Here is an 18,376-nt window from a genome sequence, read left to right as displayed (position 1 = left end):
AAGACCATGGCTGCCAAGTACCGCGACGCAAGCCGGGCTGCCTACCTTCTGAAGCCCAACACCGCCCCCTGGACCGCTCGTTATCGGGCGCTGACCTTTGCGGAGCAGTGGCACGAGAGCGTTCTGGACCTCTGCAACCTAGGGCGTCCCCCAGAGGCCGAGCCCTACCGCGCTGCGCCCGTCGCCAGGTTCAACGGAGTTCTGCAGAGCCTCGCCCCTGATCTGGTCGTCCGCGGCCGTCCCCGCGACCCCCAGCAGCTGGCCGAGGACTTCTGGCTCTACACCCCCTCCGACACCCCCCACCCGCTTCCCGGCGACACCCTGGACCGACTGAGCGGCGCCTGGCTTCAAGACCTCCGCCCCGAACCCGCACATCACCGGGCGGTCCTGGACACCCATACGGCGCTGCGCTCCTGCCCGCCGCAGTGGCAGGACGTCACCGTCGACCTCCTCGGCTGCCCCACGACCGACGGCGGAACCGCGGCTCCGCGTGACCGGCAATACCAACTCGCAACCGATGCCCTGGCCCGGCGCGTCCTCGCCCTGGGGCCCTACGAGCACAGCGCCGGCAGCCTGCACTTTCGGGCCGTGCCGCGAGGCCCGCGCCAGCAAGGAGCGGAACTCCTCTCGCAGCCGCTCTCGCACGTGGTCAAGGGGCGCGAGTGGTGGTTCTCCCTCGTGATCAACATTTCGCTACACACTGTCCCCTTCGACCCTCGCCCCCGTCTCCACCTGCACACCGGAGTACGCCGCTGGGCAACTCGCCTCGACGCGAGGAAGCAGCGACTGCGGCTGCCGTATGGCCGCGACACCTCCGTCTACCTATTGCCCGGCATCCCCTGGCTCCCCGGAGCACCCACCAGCGAGCGGTACGCCGTGGCCCGGCTGACCTGGGATCGCGGCATCGAGAGCTATGCCTGGAAGAACAACGGCCCCGCCCAGATCCTGGGCAGGCTGGCGCTCAACCGTCCCTTCCCCGACCCCGCCAGCCTGCTCGCCACACCCGAGGAGTGGATCGGCGACGGGGACGGTACCCGCGCCGCTGTCGTCCACAGCACACACATGGGTGCTCACGGCATCGGTGCCGGCCTAATGTCACACCAGCGTTCACAGATCGTTCAGTGGGCCGAACAGGCGCTGCCCGAGCAGCTACGCCGGGTCCCCTCCCTCAGCCGGGCGAGCGCCGGCAGCAGCGCCCCCGCCAATGCCCGGCCCAAGCCCAAGGCGGCGGAGAAGGAAGCGGAGGCGCAACGCGAAGCCCGCGCCCGCCGGACCGCACTCGCGGTGGCAGCCAGGATCAACCAGGGACAGGACCCCGCCGAGGCGATCAAGGGGACGGGAGCCGGGTGCCTCGTCGAAGCCAGACTGCTGTGGCAGAGCCCGTCGTTCCGGGACGCAGCCATCGATGCCCTCGCCGACGTCCTCGGGTTGGACGGCGACGGAAGACGCCCAGAGCCAGTCACTGCCGAGGACGCATACGAGCAGGCCGCACCCGGAAGCCCTGTCACTCTCGAATGGAAGGCCCCGGAACTCACTCTCCGCCTCCGCTGCCTGCGCACCACGGCAGGAATCACCGACACCCTGGGCATCGACCCCACAGCGCGGCCCAGGGGCAAAGCCCTGGAGGCCGGTATCAACGCCCGGCGGAAGACTGCCGCCGCATTCTTGGCCGACGACGGAGCTGACCCGCTCCACCCCAGCTTCGCCCTCGTAGAGATCGACCGTCGCCAGGACTTCGCCCACCGTCTGGACGACCCCAAATACGCGCTCCGGCTGGGCTGCGCGGACGCGGGCGTCCTGACGCAATTCGCACTCGTCCCCAAGAAGGCCAAGGGCTACAACAGCGAGAAGAGCCTCTCCCACCGGGTCCATTCGGGCTGGGAAGACGCTCTGCGCCAGTACGGCGTCCGTGTCCTCCCCGAGCACACGCTCGGCGAAGCGATCCCCAAGGACCTGCGCTACGTCGCCACGTACATGGTCAAGCGGCGCAAGGACGGCCCCACCCGACTGCCCCGCCACACCCCGGTGGCCGTCATGGTCACACCGCTGGCACCGGGCAGCGGCCTGGCGGCCGTCACAGGCTGGGACGAGCGGACGGGACGCTGGATTCCCTACCCCCAGTTCCTGCTCGGCCTGGTCAAGACAGCCGAAATCCCGGAGGTCAGCGAACCCACTGAGACCGAGACCGCGACGCCCACGGACACCGAAGCCGTCGCCTCCGTACCGCAGCAGCGTTCGAAGTACCGCGTCTGGCAGCAGAACATGGACGAACAGCGCAGGGCGACCGCCCGGTACCTCCAGAAAATGGTCCGCTCTCTTCGCGGCCGACCCACCGCATTGCTGACCCATTCGCAGAACAGTCGGCTGCACTGGCCGTGGCTTCAGGACGGCCGAACTGAACGGGACCTGATCAAGACCGGGCACGCGCAGCCGGTGGGACTCGACCCCGATCTCCGGTTGATTCGCGTACGTACGGCAGCAGGGCGGGAGACCCCGCAATGGTGGGGCAACGCCTCTCCCGGCGAAGTGAATGGCCTGCCCCAGGGGCTGTGGGTGGAGGACGAAGATGCCGCACGCTCCTCGGGCCGGGTCTTCTACAGCACCACACCCAAAGCGAGCACCTTCCGAGACTCCGCCGTCGAGGCTGACAAAATCGCGCCCCGGCCGCTGCGCCAGGGACCCAACAAGGGCAAACCCACCATCGATACACACATCCCGGCCTGGAACCCCGGGCTAGTGGAGATCGCAGTCCTGGGCTGCCACGCGGATGCCGGCGACTCACCCGAAGCACTCGCTCTAGCGGTGCACCAGCTGCGCCAAGCCCCCGACTACCTGGACGCACTCTCCCTCCCCCTGCCCCTGCACCTCGCGAGCCTCGCCCAGCACTACGTACTGCCTACGGTCGCCGAGGCAGAGTCGGCTGAGGATGAGGAATCCTCCCTGGAGGAGCTGGCCACCGCCGAGGCGGCGGGCAACGTCAATGGGCAGCGCGTAGCGGCGGCGCTGGGCGTGATCGAGGAAGGCATGGACACCGAGCCGGCAGACCTGGACCCGGAATACGCAGAGGATCCCGGCCTCGCGCAAGCACCGGAGGACGAACAGCTCGCCTTGTTCCCCTGAGAGGTGATGGAGCGCTGGCACCCCCCACCGGCTCTGCCGTTTTTCTGCGGCGCGCTTTACACGAACGGCGATCATGCTTCCTGCGCTGGTGATGCACGGCCGGTCCCCTTCGAAGAGGCACCGTTGGTAGCGGCGGGCTCGATCTCCGGCTTGAGGGCGGGAAACCGGGGGCCGGGCGTCTGCAACCGCCGTGATGCCGATGACTTCATGGGCAGCGAATCGGACGAGATACCGCTCTTGCCGCGGCGGTGGCCTCCGCGGTTCGTGTGATCCCCGCCCTTCGACCCTGGCCTCCTGTCTGAGGCGGAAGCAGGGAGTGAGGGGCGGGTTGTCGTTGTGCTGGGCGATACATAGCAGGTGATCCCCGGTTACCGAAACCGGGGATTGTGCAGACCCTTGAGGTGTTCGGTGCTGCTTTGCACCTGGCCACGCGTGCCGGTGGGAGCAGCCCTGATGGCCGTGGCGCCTTTTGCTGACACGCGGCGGCGCCTCAGGCTATGTGGAGTGTGCGCACCATCAAGGAGAGTGAGTGGTTCTGTCCGTTCCGATCAAGAAGCTCCCGCCGAATGCGAAGGGGGAGGTCCGGTACCGGTTCGTGGTCGATGTTGGGGCCGACCCCGTCACGGGGAAGCGTAAGCAGGTGACTCGGACCTTCGGCACGCTGCGCGAGGCGAAGGCCGAGTACGCGCGTATCACAAATCGTCGCTATGACGCGGCGTTGGTGCCGGCCCATGAGATCACGGTGAACGAGTGGCTCGATCAGTGGCTCGCCAAGAAGTCGGAAGACCTGGAAGAGAGCACCGTATACAGCTACAGGATGACCCTGGACCGTGTTCGCGGGAAGCTCGGGCAGATTCGGCTTCAAGAACTCACCGAGGATCACGTCGAGGCGTGGATGCAGTGGGCGCTTCGGGAAGGGCGGACCCGCGGTGGCAAGGCGGGCACGGGCCTGGGTGTGACTTCGGTCGAGATGTCCCTGACGCGACTGAAGGAGGCACTCAACCGGGCGGTGAAGCGGCGGTTGGTCGAGGTGAACGTCGCCCAGGGGGTGACGATCCCTCGGAAGGTACGCAAGGCGGAGCGCAAGACCAGGACGTTGGTGCCGCCCTGGAATGTCGAGGAGGTCCATGCCTTCGTGCGCGCGGTCGAGGACGACCGCCTGTACGCCCCGTTTCTCTTCTCCCTGATGGGCCTGAGGCCGGCGGAAATCTGCGGCATGCGCTGGGCCGACGTCGACCTGGAAAGGGCCATGCTGACCATCGCCAACACCCGGACGTTGATGGGGAACAAGACCGTGGTGGAGAAGGACACGAAGTCACTTGCAGGGGAGCGGGAGCTTCCCCTGCCGGATCTGGTCAGGGGGGCGCTGACGCGTTTCCAGGCCGTGCAGATGGCTGAGAGGCGGGCGGCCGGGGAGCGGTACGAAGCCAGTGGGTACATCGTCGTGGACGAACTCGGCGGGGTGCTCAACGGACGGCAGCTGCGGGAACGGGCGTACAAGGTCATGAGTGAGAACGCGCTGCGGCGAGTCCGCTTGTACGACGCTCGCGCGAGTTGTTTCACCTACCTCGCGAACAACGGGGTGCCGCCCCACCTCCTTGCCCGGTGGGCGGGGCACACCAACGTAGAGACCACACAGCGTTGGTACGTGAAGCCCGGTGTGGAGGATTTGCGTCCGGCGGCGGATGCGTGGGGAGGTTTGGCCAGTGGCGCTGCCCCCGCTCACGAGGAGAATGTGAGATGTGGGAGCGTGAGTGGGTGAGCGCGACGACGACGAACACCCTGCAATACCGCTTTGACGGGCCGGAAGACGCCCCGGTTCTGATTCTTGGGAACTCTCTCGCTACTACATGGCACATGTGGGACCGCCAGGTTCCCGAGCTGACGCAGCAGTGGCGGGTCTTCCGGTTCGACCTGCCGGGGCACGGCGGCGCCCCGGCGTACCCCGCGGGCTCGGTCGCCGAGCTGGCCGCGCGGCTGCTCGCCACGCTGGACGGCCTCGGAGTGCAGCGCTTCGGCTACGCCGGCTGTGCGCTCGGCGGCGCGATCGGCGTGGAGCTGGCCCTGCGCCGCCCGGAGCGGCTTGCCTCGCTCGCCCTGATCGCCGCCTCGCCCCGCTTCGGCACGGCCGACGAGTTCCGGCAGCGCGGGGTGATCGTCCGGACGAACGGCCTCGACCCCATCGCCCGCAGCTCGCCCGAGCGCTGGTTCACCCATGGCTTCGCCGCCGCCCAGCCCGCCATCACCGACTGGGCCGTGCAGATGGTGCGCACCACCGACCCCGGCTGTTACATCAGCGCCTGCGAGGCGCTGGCCTCCTTCGACGTGCGCACCGAGCTCAACAGCGTCGGCGTGCCCACCCTCGTCCTGGTCGGCTCCGAGGATCAGGTCACCGGCCCCGCCGAGGCCCGCACCCTGGTCGCCGGCATCCCCGACGCCCGGCTCGCCGTGGTCCCCGGCGCCTCCCACCTCGTACCGGTGGAGCAGCCCGCCGCCGTCACCGATCTGCTCGTCAGACACTTCTCCACGGCCTGGCAGCCCGCCTACGGCTCGGCCACCGGCCAGGTCGCCATCCCCGCGGCCCCCGTGAAGCCGGTCCTCACCGCTCCGGCGCCGGTCGCGCCCCCGGGACCCGCGCCCATCGCCGAGATCGCCCCGGCCGCGGTCCCCGCCCCGATGCCGGGCGGACGGCCCGATCCGTACGACGCCGGGATCAAGGTGCGCCGCGAGGTGCTCGGCGACGCGCATGTCGACCGGGCGCTGGCGCAGGCCGACGAGTTCTCGGGCGACTTCCAGGAGTTCGTCACCCGCTACGCCTGGGGCGAGATCTGGGACCGCCCCGGCCTCGACCGGCGCTCGCGCAGCTGCGTCACCCTCACCGCCCTGGTCGCCGGCGGCCACCTGGAGGAGCTCGCCTTCCACGTCCGCGCCGCCCTGCGCAACGGCCTGACCCCGACCGAGATCAAGGAAGTGCTGCTCCAGGCCGCGGTCTACTGCGGCGTACCGGCGGCGAACAGCGCGTTCACGGTGGCGCAGCAGGTCATCCGCGAGGAGACCACGCCCACCGAGTGAGCCTCCTGTGCCGCCGCGCGGGGGCAGGATGGTGCCATGAGGTTCACGAAGAAGTCGCACGCCTGCGTCCGTCTGGAGAAGGACGGGCGCACGCTCGTCCTCGACCCCGGAGGCTTCAGCGAGGAGGACGCCGCGCTCGGCGCGGACGCGATCCTCGTCACGCACGAGCACCCCGACCACTTCAACGAAGAGCGGCTGCGCACCGCGATGGAGGCCAACCCGGCCGCCGAGATCTGGACCCTCAAGTCGGTCGCGGAGAAGATCTCGGCCGCCTTCCCTGGCCGGGTGCACACCGTCGGCCACGGCGACACCTTCACCGCCGCGGGCTTCGACATCCAGGTCCACGGCGAACTGCACGCGGTCATCCACCCGGACATCCCGCGCATCACCAACGTCGGCTACCTCGTCGACGGCGGCCGCGTCTTCCACCCCGGCGACGCCCTCACCGTCCCCGACCACCCGGTCGAGACGCTGATGCTCCCGGTCATGGCCCCCTGGAACAAGATCTCCGAGGTCATCGAGTACGTCCGTGAGGTCGAACCGCAGCGCGCCTACGACATCCACGACGCCCTGCTCACCGACCTCGCCCGGCCGATCTACGACAACCAGATCGGCGCCCTCGGCGGCGCCGAGCACCTGCGGCTGGCGCCCGGCCAGAGCGCGGCTGTCTGATTGTCAGTGCCGCCCGGTAGGTTGTCAGGCATGCGCATCGCGACCTGGAACGTGAACTCGATCACCGCCCGCCTGCCGAGGCTCCTGGCCTGGCTGGAGAGCAGCGGCACCGACGTGCTCTGCCTCCAGGAGGCCAAGGTCGCCGAGGGCGCCTTCCCGGCCGAGCAGCTGCGCGAACTGGGCTATGAGTCGGCGGTCCACGCGACCGGCCGGTGGAACGGCGTGGCGGTGCTCTCCCGCATAGGGATCGAGGACGTCGTCAAGGGCCTGCCCGGCGACCCCGGCTACGACGGCTCGGTCGAGCCCCGCGCCATCTCCGCGACCTGCGGCCCGGTCCGCGTCTGGTCGGTGTACGTGCCGAACGGCCGTGAGGTGGACCACCCCCACTACGCCTACAAGCTCCAGTGGTTCGAGGCCCTGAAGGCGGCCGTCGCGGGCGACGCGGGCGGCAGCCGCCCGTTCGCGGTGATGGGCGACTACAACGTGGCGCCGACGGACGACGACGTCTACGACGTGGCCGCCTTCGAGGGCCTGACCCATGTCACCCCCGCCGAGCGCGCCGCCCTCGCCTCCCTGTGCGAGGCGGGCCTGTCGGACGTGGTCCCCCGGCCCCTCAAGTACGACCACCCCTTCACGTACTGGGACTACCGCCAGCTCTGCTTCCCGAAGAACCGCGGCATGCGCATCGACCTCGTCTATGGCAACGAGCCGTTCGCGACGGCCGTCAAGGACGCGTACGTGGACCGCGAGGAGCGCAAGGGCAAGGGCGCGTCGGACCATGCGCCGGTAGTGGTGGACCTGGACGTGTAGCCCTTCACCGGTTCACGGCATCAAGGCCCGCAGATCCACCGACGCGGCCAGCGCGGCGAGACCCGCGTCGCCGGGATGCAGATGGTCGCCGCTGTCGTACTCCGGAAGAATGCGCGAGGGGCGCGCGGGGTCGCGCAGGGCCGCGTCGAAGTCCAGGACGCCGTCGAAGACCCCCGTGGCCCGGATCCAGGCGTTCACCTCGACCCGCTCCGCGTCGGCGGCGGCCGTGCACCGTGCCTCGCCCTCGCACGGCACGATCGTCGCGGCCAGCATCCGCAGCCCGCGCGCGTGCCCCCGGTCCGCGAGTTGACGCAGCCCCTCGATCACCTGCTCCGCCGTCGCGCCCCAGCGCACGTCGTTGACGCCCTCGAACACCACCGCCGTACGCACCGACGGCTGGGCGAGGACATCCCGGTCGAAGCGGTTGAGGGCGTTCACCCCGGCCGTGTCGGTGGAGACCCCGTCACCGGGGTAGCGGTCGGCGACCACACGGTTGCCGGAGACTCCCTGGTTGAGCACGCCGTAGCGCGGGACCTCGTCCTGGCCGAGCAGCCGGGAGGCCAGCACATTCGGCCAGCGCCGGTTCGCGTCGAGCGTGGACTTGTCCCCGTCGGTGATCGAGTCCCCGAGCAGCACCACCGACCCGGGTCCGCCGCTCACATCCACGCCGGCGAGCAGCGGCCAGCTCGTCAACGTCGAGGTGTACGCCGTGGCCGAGCCGTCGGCCGAGTGGTCACCCGGCTCACTCACATACGACCGCTGCTGCGCGAGCCGGTGCACCGGTGCCGCCGCGACCGTGCCGGGCAGATGGAAGCTGACGAGCAGGTTCGTGTCCGCGGGCACCGGGAAGCCCAGCGGGTCGCTGAACACCTGCGCGCCCGCCGGGATCTCGGTGCCAGGGGCGCCGCCGAAGGACAGCGGCACCGGTGTGCCCTGCGGTGTGGCGCCGGACGCCTGGACCGCCACCGTGGCACTCCCGATCCGGACCGGCGCCGCCGCGAAGGTGTTGTCGAACCGGACGCGGACCCGTGGCCCGCCCGCAGAGGTGTACACCACAAGACGCAGCGTCCGGTCGGTCCACGGGCCCACGGCCGCGTAGCCGCCGGTCGCCGTGCCCCAACTGCCGGTCCATCCGAGGGTGACGGTGCGCACCGACACCGCGAACACATGGAGTCCGGCCGCGCGCGGCAGCTGTACCGAGGTCACCTCGCGGTCCGCCGCGAGCGGCACCGTCACCACGTACAGCCGGGCTCGCTCGGGTAGTTGGCCGTCCGGCGTGTTGACGTGGGGGAGGGCCAGCGCCTTGGTGGCGAGCGGTCCGGTGCGCCAGTCGGGGGCGGTCAGCCGGTACGGGGTGCGGGTGCCGTTCGCGTATGCGACCGTGCCGGAGCCGGTGACCTCCTCGCCGGTGGTGCCGGTGACGAGGAAGGCGAGGGCGTCACCGCGGCCGGGGACACGGATGTTCTGTCCGTCGGCGAGGACGTTGTCGGGCTCGCCCGCGGGGCGGTCCGGCCAGGTGAGGCGGGCGCCCTGCACGGTGAGCGCGCGGCCGGGGCTCCAGCCGGCGGCGGCCAGGTCCCGGGCCGACAGGGAGGCGCCGGAGCCGTCGAAGTCCGCCTCGCCGGGGCGGGAGTCCTCGCTGACCGCGGTGTTGTCGAAGAGCCGCTCCAGGGGGAGCGGTTCGGCCGCGGTCGTCGCGGAGGCGGTCGCGGCCGACACGGGCAGCAGACCCGCGATCAGCGCGCACACGACCCCCGCGCCCCGAAGACTCAGCCGCACGTCCCGCCCCTCTCCTCCGCGAAGCCTTTGCTGACGTGATGTCAGGCGGGCACGAAGCTATGGACGTGACGGGCGTACGTCAACGAGGGTCGTGTGAACAGACGACGAACTCACCCGTTCGTCACGGCTTGGCCGACACCGGCAGTTCGGCGACGACGGCGTGGTCGGAGTCGACGGGGCCGAGGTTGGCGGCGCCGCCCGGGGAGCCGAGCTCGGCGAAGAACTCCGTGTCGGCCCGGCGGAAGTCCGCCCACTCACCGGGGACGTCGTCCTCGAAGAAGATCGCCTCGACCGGGCAGACGGGCTCGCAGGCGCCGCAGTCGACGCATTCGTCGGGGTTGATGTACATCTTCCGCTGGCCTTCGTAGATGCAGTCGACGGGGCACTCGTCGACGCAGGCCTTGTCCTTGAGGTCGACGCAGGGCTGGGCGATGACGTACGTCATGAGCGACTCTCCGTGGTCCAGGTGGCGTTGCCGGGCTGGTGAGTGCGGTGAGGGTAGGTGCCGCGGCAGGAATCCCCGTGGACGTCGGATGGAGTCCGTCTCGAACTCCTGTGGCCCTGCGTTCGGGTGCCCGTCGGTGCCGGTTGCGGGGATTAATTCAGCGTCCGTAGACTTCAACAGAGAATGAAATATCTTGCTCCGTGCCCGGCGCGGTGAAAGGACGTCCCACCGTGTTCTCGGTTCTGGTGCTCGGTACGACATCCGCGCTGGCGTACGCGGCGGCGGCGGTTGCGCAGCGGATGGCTGCCCTTCGGGCCGCCGGGCCACACGGGATCGGGCTGCGGCGGTCGGGGGCGTGGTGGGTCTCGGTGCTGCTGAACGCGTTGGGGGCCGTGCTGCATACGGCCGCGCTGCGGTACGGCTCGCTGGTCGCCGTGCAGATGCTCGGGGTGCTGACCCTGGTCGCGGCGCCGTTGTCGTCGTCGGGTGTGCTGCGGCAGCGGATGACGTCGGCGCAGTGGTCGGGGACGGGGCTGACGGTGGCGGGGGTGGTGGGGCTGCTCGCGCTGGTGCCGTCCGCGGGGGAGAGCCGGACGCTGGATGCGGGGGAACTGGTCGGGGTGGCGGTGCTGACCGGGGTGGCGATGGGGGTGCCGGTTGTGGCGGCGGCGGTCTCTCGGGGAGTGACGGTGGCGAGTCTTTCGTACGCGGCTGCTGCGGGGGTTGCCTTTGCGGCGGCGAGTGCGCTGGCGCAGACGGCGGTGCTTCAGGTGACCGGTGCGGGTTCTGGGACCTTGGCGTCGGCTGTGCTCGTCGCGGGTGGGGTGCTGTTTCTCGCGCCGGCGGGCTTGTTGCTGTGCCAACTCGCTTACCGGGGTGGGCTGGAGGCTCCGCTTGCCATGGTGACGTTGGTGAATCCGGTGTTCGCCGTGGTGATCGGGGTGGTGGTGCTGGGGGATCGGTACTCGACGGGGCTGGTGACGGTGGTTGCCGGTCTTGTCGCCGCGATGGCCGCGGGGCGGGGGGTGTTCGTCCTGGCTCGTGCGGAGACGGACGGGGCGCCGGAGGGGTCTCGGCCTCAAGTGGCGGCGCCTGGGGGGCATTTCCGGGGGATACGGCTGCGGAGGTCGGGGGCGGTGGTGGTGGGGGCGTCGGAGTCGCGACGGTAGATACGGCCTCGGCTGCGCCTTCGGCCGTTTCGTGTTCCCACCCGCAGCACCCGTGCGGCCATCGTGGTCGGTCGCGGGTGGCCCCTCCGGGGCGGATCCGCCGTCGGCGGCCGCGGGCAGCTGCGAAGATCAGCCCGACATCCGCGATGCCGCGCTACCTCCCCTGCCACTGCGAAGCCCGCCCATCACCCCCGGCCCCCCCATACAGCCCCACTCAAGCCCCACCCCAGCCCCCCTCGCGCCCCGGATCCACCGCCCTTGTTCCGGTTGATGGCTCGTGTAAGGCTCGTCCGAGGTGAGTTCACCAGTTGTTGAGTTGCTTTTGCCGTGCGTTGTGGCGGCAGTCGTACACCACAGGGAGTTCGTATGAGCAGCACTGGTTCTGGTCTCACCGTTGCCGCGGAGGAGGCCGAGGCGCTGGCCTGGGTGATGTTGGCCGAGTTGTCGGGGACCGTGCCCGCGCCGCCGGCCGGGGAGCAGGTGGACGTGGTGGTGGGGGACGGCGGTGAGGGATGACCGCCGATGTGTCCGTCGGCGTCCCCGCGCCGGCGGTGACGGAAGGGGACGTACGCGGCGCTGCCCGTGCCTCCCGCGCCGCCGCCCGGCTGCTTGCCGGTACCTCCGGTGACGTACGGAACGCCGCGCTGCTCGCCATCGCGCGGCGGCTCACCGTCGACCCCGCCGACATCCTCGCCGCCAATCAGCGCGATGTCGCCGCCGCCCGCGACCTCGGGCTCTCCGCGTCCGTGCTGGACCGGTTGACCCTCACTCGTGAGCAACTCGACTCGCTCGCCGGCACCGTACGCCGGTTCGCCGGCTCGCTGGACACCGCGGTGGTCGCCGTCAACGCCTCCACCCGGTTCGCCGACGGCGGCGAGCTCGGTCTCGGCACCGAACTCGGCGTCCCCACCCAGAAGTTGCACGCGCGCGGCCCCATGGGGCTGACCGCGTTGACCACCACCAAGTACGTCCTGGTGGGCGACGGGCACACCAGGGGCGGAACCGCCGCCCCGCTGCCCTGGACGGGAGGTCCGTTCATGCAGATACGCATCATCACGAAGACGAAGCCGGCGGGCCGGCTCGTGTACCGGGACGACGTACGGAGGGTTCGCCGGCGCTCGGTTCCGGCGCCACCGCTGGGCCTGGCCGGAGTGGACAACGACCCCGGCGAGTTCCACATCGTGCGCAGTATCGACTGACCGGCAAGCAGTACCCACAGGGCGGCGCCCGTCGGAATCCACGACGGGCGCCGCCCTGTGGCCACCCCTCAGAACCCGGGCCCGCCCGCGTCCCGCGCCGCGAACTCGCGGGCGGGCAGCACCCGTACGCTCACCTGTCGGCGCAGTTGCGACGGGGGCCAGGCGCGGGCGGCGGCCGGGAGCAGGACCAGGTCGTCCTGGTGCACCACCTCCCGGCCCGAACGGCCGCGCAGCAGCGACAGTTCCTGGAAGGCGAGCGAGGCAAGGCCGCGGGCGACCACACGGCCCTCCTCGTCGAGGAGTTCCACCGGATCGCCCGCCACGAACTGACCCGCGACACGGGTCACCCCCGTCGCGGGCAGCGCGCCACGGCCCTGTACGAGGGCGTTGACCGCGTCCGCGGTGAGCTGGACCGTGCCGCGCGGGCTGCTGGCGTGCTCCAGCCACAGCAGGTGGTCGGAGTTGCGGTCCCCGGTGCGGTGGAAGAGCGTGCCGGTCTCCCGCCCGGCCAGCGCGTCGGCGGCGTGCCGGGCGGCGGTGAGGACCACCGGGACGCCCGCCCCGGTCGCGATCCGCGCCGCCTCCACCTTGGTCTTCATTCCGCCGGTGCCGACGCCCGATCCCGCCCCGCCCAACTCGACGTCGGCCAGGTCCTGTTGGCCGTAGACGTCCTTGAGGCGCTGTGCCCCCGGGCGCCGGGGGTCGCCGTCGTACAGGCCGTCGATGTCGGACAGCAGCACCAGCAGGTCGGCGCGGACGAGGTGGGAGACCAGCGCGGCCAGGCGGTCGTTGTCGCCGAAGCGGATCTCCGAGGTCGCCACCGTGTCGTTCTCGTTGACGATCGGCACCGCGCCCATGGACAGCACCTTGGTCAGGGCGCGGTAGGCGTTGCGGTACTGGGCGCGGCGACCGATGTCGTCGGCGGTCAGCAGGACCTGGCCGACGCGCAGGCCGTAGCGGGCGAAGGAGGCGGTGTAGCGGGCCACCAGCAGGCCCTGGCCCACACAGGCCGCCGCCTGCTGCCCGGCCAGGTCCTGCGGCCGCTCGGCCAGGCCCAGCGGGGCGAGACCGGCGGCGATGGCGCCCGAGGAGACGAGCACGATCTCGGTGCCGGTGGCGCGGGTGCGCGCGAGGACGTCGACGAGGGCGTCCACGCGGTCCGAGTCCAGACCGCCGACCGCGGTCGTCAGCGACGACGAACCCACCTTCACCACGATCCGCCGCGCCTTCAGCACATCGGGGCGCAGGCCCTGCGCGGCGGTGTTCGGGGACCCGGTCATCGTTCCGCTCCCGTTCCGAGGGCGAGTTCCCGAGGCTCACTCGGGGCGGACTCGCGCCGGTCTCGTAGGTCGCGCAAGAGCGCGTGCACGGTCTCCACGACCAGCACGGGGCGCTCGTACGGCAGGTCATGGCCCTGTTTCGGCACGGTGTACAGGGTCGCCCCCGGGATGTCGTCGGCCAGGCGCACGGCCTGGGCGGGTGGTGTGTAGCTGTCCAGGGCGCCGACGAGGATCCGGGTCGGCACCCGGCCGAGCGCGCCGAGGCGCCCCGCGCAGTCGTGGGTGGTGAGCGCGGCGAAGAACTCGGCGACGGTCAGCGGCGGGATGGCGCGCAGCGCGTGCGCGTCGGCCCGGACGAGGTCGGTCCCCGGGCCCCGCCCGAACAGTGCGTGCCAGATCGGGGCGGTCGAGGGGTGGGACAGCGGCCCGGTGAGCAGCCGGTGCACGGCCTTCGCCCAGCCCGGCGAGCGCAACAGGCCGTCGGCGACCATCCGTTCGGCCTGCGCCCGCCGCTGCGCGGCGCGGTCCTGGGGTACGAAGGGGACCGCGCCCACATCTTCCACGCAGGTCGAGAACAGGGCGGCCCCGGACACCCAGGGCCCGAACAACTCGGGCCGGGTGGCGGCGAGTTGCTGTACGGCCATCCCGCCCATGGAGTGGCCGACGAGCAGCACGGGCCCGTCCTCGGGCGCGGTCGCCCTCTGTAGTACGAGATCCAGGTCCCGGCCGAGCAACGCCATGTCCAACGGCGCCTGCCCCCGCGTGGACCGGCCGTGCCCGCGCTGGTCGTAACTGACCGCCCGCAGTGCGGGGAACCCGGGCCGGGGCCGTGTCAACGCCTCGATGTGCGGCCGCCATTCGAGCGCCGACATGGTCCACCCGTGCGACAGCACGACGGTGGCCTCGGCATCCGGGGACCCATGCGCGTACAGGACGATCTCGGCGCCGTCCTCCGTGATGACGGTCCCGGCGAGCCGCCGGTCCTGCGCCGTCCTCATGGCACTCATGACACCCCTCGCCTGCTGACAACGGTCCCCGGAACGGGCCTGATGGTGATGGTGATCCGGGGACTGCCGGGCGCCACGAAGGTGCGCGCGCTGCTGCTGGTGAGGGTGACTCGGGGGCCGGTGGGCAGTCGCCGTGCCATGGGGGCCAGGCGGACCCGGGTGCGGTCGGCGGGGACGGGGCCCGGGCCACGGGGCGGTACGGCGGTGAACGGCACCCGCTCACGGTCCCTGGCCAACGGCCCCGCCCCGGGCGCCACTTGGGACCGCTCCGGGACCCGCTCGCCCCCCTGCACCCGCCGCCCACGAGAACCTAGCGGCTCCGGCGAACGGCTACCGCCCACCCCCTGCCCGTCCGCGGCAAGGGGCACCTGCGTACTGCCCGCCCCCCGCCTGTCCGCGGCAAGGGGCACCTGCGTACGGCCGCCGCCCACCCCCCGCCGGTCAGCCGGCAGCGGCACCTGCGTACGGCCGCCGCCCACCCCCCGCCGGTCAGCCGGCAGCGGCACCGGCGTACGGCCGCCGCCCACCCCCCGCCGGTCAGCCGGCAGCGGCACCGGCGTACGGCCGCCGCCCACCCCCCGCCTGTCCGCAGCAAGGGGCACCTGCGTACGGCCGCCGCGCACCCCCCGCCGGTCAGCCGGCAGCGGCACCTGCGTACGGCCCCCGCCCACCCCCCGCCCGTCACCCGCAAGCGGCACCCGCCGCCGATCCGCCGGCACCGGCCCCGCCGGATGCCCCCCGCCCGCCGGAAGTTGAGGTCGCTTCGGGGCCGCGCCGCGGTTTCCGTACCCGGGCAGCGGCGTCCGGCCCAGGGCCGCCACGCCGCCGCGTATCTCGGGGCGTTCGACGCCGACCACCCCCCGCTCATCGCCGCCGGTCCGCCGTACCCGCTTTCTCGGCGCCCGGGGATTGGGCATGCCGCTCACCGGGCCGCGGGTGCACGAGGCCGCCAACTCGGCGAGCTGCCACGCCTGTTGGACCTGTCCGAAGCTGACGCCGAGGGCGCCCGCGATACGGCGCGGGGTCCAGCCGTGGCGGCGCAGGTACCACACGTACGCGGGCCGTTCCCGGGGCGTCGCGCTCAGCCTGCGTCCGCCACTCGCCAGATACCCGGCCAGCTCCGCGGCCGTCGACTCCAGTGTGCTCGCGATGCGCAGCAGCTCACGCCGTTCCCGCGCGTTGAACCCGCCCCAGATCCCGGCGCCCTCGTCGCGCAGCAGGGCCTCGCGCAGACACTCCCGGGCCACCGGGCAGCGGCCGCACAGGCGTTTGGCGACGGCCTCCCGGTCGACGCCGCCGGAGGCTCCGGGGAGCGGGAAGAAGGTCTCGGGGTCGGTATCGCGGCAGGCAGCGCGTTCGGTCCAGGGGTCGGGGTCCGCGTAGTGCGGTGGTGCGTGCATGGCGGTCGGCCCTTTCTCGGTGTGATCCCGGTGGCCGGTGTCTCGGCTGTCCTCCCGGATTGAATTCCATGCGCGTTGAATTTCGCTCTAGTTGTAGTCAACTCCGCTCTCGTACCTTCAAGTTCAGAGGCGGACCCGGGAAAGTCCGGAAGTCGGGGAGCCTCTGCATATACGTTTCTGCATCGCCGTGTGCCGCTGTGTGCGCCCTTTTGTCGTGCGCATGCTCGGCGAGACGCGCCCTTCGGGCGCCCGCGAAGGACAGCACCGTCAGACACCGGGGGGAGTGTTCGGCATGCGCAGATTTCCATGGCAAGAGCCAGTGAACGGCGACTGCGACGCCGTTCGAGCGCCCGACCGCCGGGCCGGACGTGACCAGTGCCTCCTTCATCCGCTGGCTTCCCACCGCTTTGGAGACGTCGTGCCCGTCGTCACTGCACCCGTTGTCGCACTTCCCCGCTACCAGGTGACCACCGACGAACTCATCGAACGCATCGTCGAGTTGTATCCGAACCACCCACGGATGAACGTCGTCCAGCGGGTCATCCGGCGCTCCACGGTCCGCACGCGCTGGTACACCCGCCCGCTGGAAGAGCAGTTCAACATCGACGCCCCGCTCTACGAGCGCACCCGCGAGCATCTGCGGGACTCACTCGCCATCGCGGAGCGCGCCGGACGCGCGGCTCTGCGGGAGGCCGGGCTGCGGCCGGAGGACGTCACCGCCCTGGTCGTCTCCAGTGCCACCGGACACAGCATGCCGGGGCTCGACGTCCTGCTGATGGAGCGGCTCGGTCTGCCGCCGTCGGTCCGGCGCATCCCGGTGACCCAGATGGGCTGCGTCGGAGGCGTGTTCGCCGTCTCCACGGCCGCCGAGCTGGTGAAGGCCCGCCCGGACGCCATCGTGCTGGTGGTGTGCGCGGACGCCTTCAGCCACTATCTGCACCCCGGCGACGCCGGCATGGACGGGATGATCTTCAAGGCCATCCTCGGTGACGCGGGCGGCGCCTGTGTGGTCCGGGAGCGGGTGAACGGCCCGCACATGGAGATCGTGGGCTCCTGGGAGTTCCTGGACGTCAGCGGCAAGGACATCGTCGGCGGCCGTACCGAGGACGACGGACTGCACGCCCACAACTCCCCGCGCCTGGCCGAGGTGGTCGGCGGTCTACTGCCGGGTCTGAGGGAATGGCTCAAGGCGACCGCGCCCGCCGGCACCGACGGCGCCCCGGAGTTCCTCGTCTCGCACACCGGAAGCCCCCGCATCCTGGACTGTCTCTCCGACGGACTCGACTGTCCGTCGGAGATGTTCGGACTGGCCCGCGACTCCCTGCGCGAACTGGGCAACCTGGGATCCGTGTCGGTGCTGGAGGTCATGGAGCGGACCTTCGCCAAGCGGCCGGAGCCGGGGGCGCGCGGTCTCATGCTCGGGGTGGGTCCCGGGGTGTGTCTGATGGCCGTGAAGACGATCTGGCGCAACGGCGTCTGACCTGACGTCATCCCGGCGGATCCGGCGCCGCTGCTCCCGCCGTGCAGCCGCGCAGTCGATCCGGGCGGACGGCCCTGTCCCAGGGCCGTCCGCTGCGGCTGTCCGGCGAAGGCGCCGGGGCGGGGCGGGGCAGGGATCAGTCCGTCTCGTCCTCGTGGGACGTACGGGGCTGCAGCGCGGGGGACAGACGCTGCTCAAGCGCCGGCACCACCCAGGCCATGAACTCGGCGAACTCCATGCCGGCCAGCGGCTGGATCTGCAGGACGTAGCGCATGATGGCCAGCCCGGCGAGATGCCCGGCGGCCAGCGCCGTACGGGTCTCGGCGTCGGGCAGGTCCCGGTAACCGGAGGCGTTCGCCCAGGACTTGGAGCTCGCCTCGATACGGGCCCGGAGCAGGTCCGAGGTGGCGCTGTCGGCCATGCCCGCGCGGTAGACGGCGGTCATGGCGTAGCGCGTCTTCTCGTTCTCCCAGAAGGAGAAGTACGTCTGCGCGAGCCAGGCCGCCTGGGAGGTGGACGTGTCGCCGATCGGCGTCTCGTCGAAGGTCGTCGAGACACTGAAGGAGGAGTTGACCGCGGCGTCGAAAACCCCCTCCTTGTTGGTGAAGAAGTGGTGCACGAGCGCGGGGTCCACCTGGGCGTCCTCGGCGATCGCGCGGATGGTGGTCCGGGCGTAACCGCGGTCGGAGAACAGATGGAGCGCCGCTTCGAGGATCTGGTCGCGAGTGCCGCTCTCTCCTGGGCGGCGCCCGCTGCGGGCGCGCTTCGGACGGCTCCGCCGGGCCGGCGGAACGTCGGTCGAGTCGGCCTTGTCGGACCTCCCGGACGTAGAAGCGGAACCGTCTGTGCGCCTGGGTTTCATGAGATCACTGCACTTTGGATGAGGAATGCCGGAACAAGTAATTCACTGTACCGTGAAAATATCTTAGCAGGCGTGACACCT

At 71.2% G+C, this 18,376-nt stretch carries 14 protein-coding genes and 1 pseudogene; 9 read left to right on the top strand and 6 right to left on the bottom strand.

Features of this window, described 5'->3' with window-relative positions; all coding sequences use genetic code 11:
* The first annotated feature begins 6 nt into the window (after positions 1 to 6).
* The 5 genes from RMT89_RS20195 (at position 7) to RMT89_RS20175 (ending at position 7,674) form a co-directional block, all read left to right on the top strand.
* Positions 7 to 3,120 (top strand): pPIWI_RE module domain-containing protein, encoded by a 3,114-nt coding sequence (locus RMT89_RS20195; protein ID WP_315885137.1) that lies wholly within the window; start codon positions 7 to 9, stop codon positions 3,118 to 3,120.
* A 529-nt stretch (positions 3,121 to 3,649) separates the two neighbouring features.
* Entirely contained in the window at positions 3,650 to 4,882 is a 1,233-nt protein-coding gene (locus tag RMT89_RS20190; protein WP_315885136.1) for a tyrosine-type recombinase/integrase, read from the top strand.
* Complete coding sequence (pcaC, locus tag RMT89_RS20185; RefSeq protein ID WP_315885156.1) at positions 4,879 to 6,192, top strand: 4-carboxymuconolactone decarboxylase; 1,314 nt, start codon at positions 4,879 to 4,881, stop codon at positions 6,190 to 6,192. Before RMT89_RS20190 ends, pcaC begins: the two co-directional genes overlap by 4 nt.
* Before the next feature lie 36 nt (positions 6,193 to 6,228).
* Complete coding sequence (locus RMT89_RS20180) at positions 6,229 to 6,864, top strand: MBL fold metallo-hydrolase (protein WP_315885135.1); 636 nt, start codon at positions 6,229 to 6,231, stop codon at positions 6,862 to 6,864.
* 30 nt (positions 6,865 to 6,894) lie between these two features.
* Positions 6,895 to 7,674, top strand: coding sequence for an exodeoxyribonuclease III (locus RMT89_RS20175; RefSeq protein ID WP_315885134.1), 780 nt, complete (start codon positions 6,895 to 6,897; stop codon positions 7,672 to 7,674).
* A 12-nt stretch (positions 7,675 to 7,686) separates the two neighbouring features.
* Here the strand turns inward: RMT89_RS20175 and RMT89_RS20170 are convergent, their stop codons facing one another.
* Positions 7,687 to 9,453, bottom strand: a complete 1,767-nt coding sequence (locus tag RMT89_RS20170; protein WP_399498437.1) for an SGNH/GDSL hydrolase family protein — start codon at positions 9,451 to 9,453, stop codon at positions 7,687 to 7,689.
* 121 nt (positions 9,454 to 9,574) lie between these two features.
* Positions 9,575 to 9,898: a ferredoxin gene (fdxA, locus tag RMT89_RS20165; protein ID WP_315885133.1), complete on the bottom strand. Its 324-nt coding sequence runs from the start codon at positions 9,896 to 9,898 to the stop codon at positions 9,575 to 9,577.
* Positions 9,899 to 10,128: 230 nt separating this feature from the next.
* Between fdxA and RMT89_RS20160 the strand changes: the two genes are divergently transcribed.
* The 3 genes and pseudogenes from RMT89_RS20160 to RMT89_RS20150 all read left to right on the top strand — a co-directional run.
* A complete protein-coding gene (locus RMT89_RS20160) occupies positions 10,129 to 11,067 on the top strand; it encodes a hypothetical protein (protein WP_315885132.1) in 939 nt (312 codons plus the stop codon).
* 366 nt (positions 11,068 to 11,433) lie between these two features.
* Positions 11,434 to 11,583, top strand: a complete 150-nt coding sequence (locus RMT89_RS20155; RefSeq protein WP_315885131.1) for a hypothetical protein — start codon at positions 11,434 to 11,436, stop codon at positions 11,581 to 11,583.
* A gap of 314 nt (positions 11,584 to 11,897) precedes the next feature.
* Positions 11,898 to 12,062, top strand: a pseudogene (locus tag RMT89_RS20150) (gamma-glutamyl-phosphate reductase); the annotation flags it as partial.
* Positions 12,063 to 12,334: 272 nt separating this feature from the next.
* Here RMT89_RS20150 and proB read toward each other — a convergent pair.
* From proB to RMT89_RS20135, 3 genes are read right to left on the bottom strand one after another with little or no spacing between them, the layout of a single operon-like run.
* Positions 12,335 to 13,546 (bottom strand): glutamate 5-kinase, encoded by a 1,212-nt coding sequence (proB, locus tag RMT89_RS20145; protein WP_315885130.1) that lies wholly within the window; start codon positions 13,544 to 13,546, stop codon positions 12,335 to 12,337.
* Complete coding sequence (locus tag RMT89_RS20140) at positions 13,543 to 14,553, bottom strand: alpha/beta hydrolase (protein WP_315885129.1); 1,011 nt, start codon at positions 14,551 to 14,553, stop codon at positions 13,543 to 13,545. Before RMT89_RS20140 ends, proB begins: the two co-directional genes overlap by 4 nt.
* Complete coding sequence (locus RMT89_RS20135; RefSeq protein WP_315885128.1) at positions 14,550 to 15,953, bottom strand: WhiB family transcriptional regulator; 1,404 nt, start codon at positions 15,951 to 15,953, stop codon at positions 14,550 to 14,552. Before RMT89_RS20135 ends, RMT89_RS20140 begins: the two co-directional genes overlap by 4 nt.
* A gap of 418 nt (positions 15,954 to 16,371) precedes the next feature.
* On the opposite strand from RMT89_RS20135, the gene RMT89_RS20130 reads away from it, so the two are divergent.
* Complete coding sequence (locus tag RMT89_RS20130; RefSeq protein WP_315885127.1) at positions 16,372 to 17,433, top strand: PhlD; 1,062 nt, start codon at positions 16,372 to 16,374, stop codon at positions 17,431 to 17,433.
* Positions 17,434 to 17,569: 136 nt separating this feature from the next.
* On the opposite strand, the gene RMT89_RS20125 is transcribed toward RMT89_RS20130, so the two are convergent.
* Positions 17,570 to 18,295, bottom strand: a complete 726-nt coding sequence (locus RMT89_RS20125; RefSeq protein WP_315885126.1) for a TetR family transcriptional regulator — start codon at positions 18,293 to 18,295, stop codon at positions 17,570 to 17,572.
* Between the last annotated feature and the right edge of the window lie 81 nt (positions 18,296 to 18,376).

Origin of the sequence: Streptomyces sp. P17 (assembly GCF_032436805.1) — a bacterium.
Taxonomy (GTDB): Bacteria; Actinomycetota; Actinomycetes; order Streptomycetales; family Streptomycetaceae; genus Streptomyces.
Note: the sequence above shows the minus strand (reverse complement) of the source record. Positions and strands in the feature narration are given on the sequence as shown.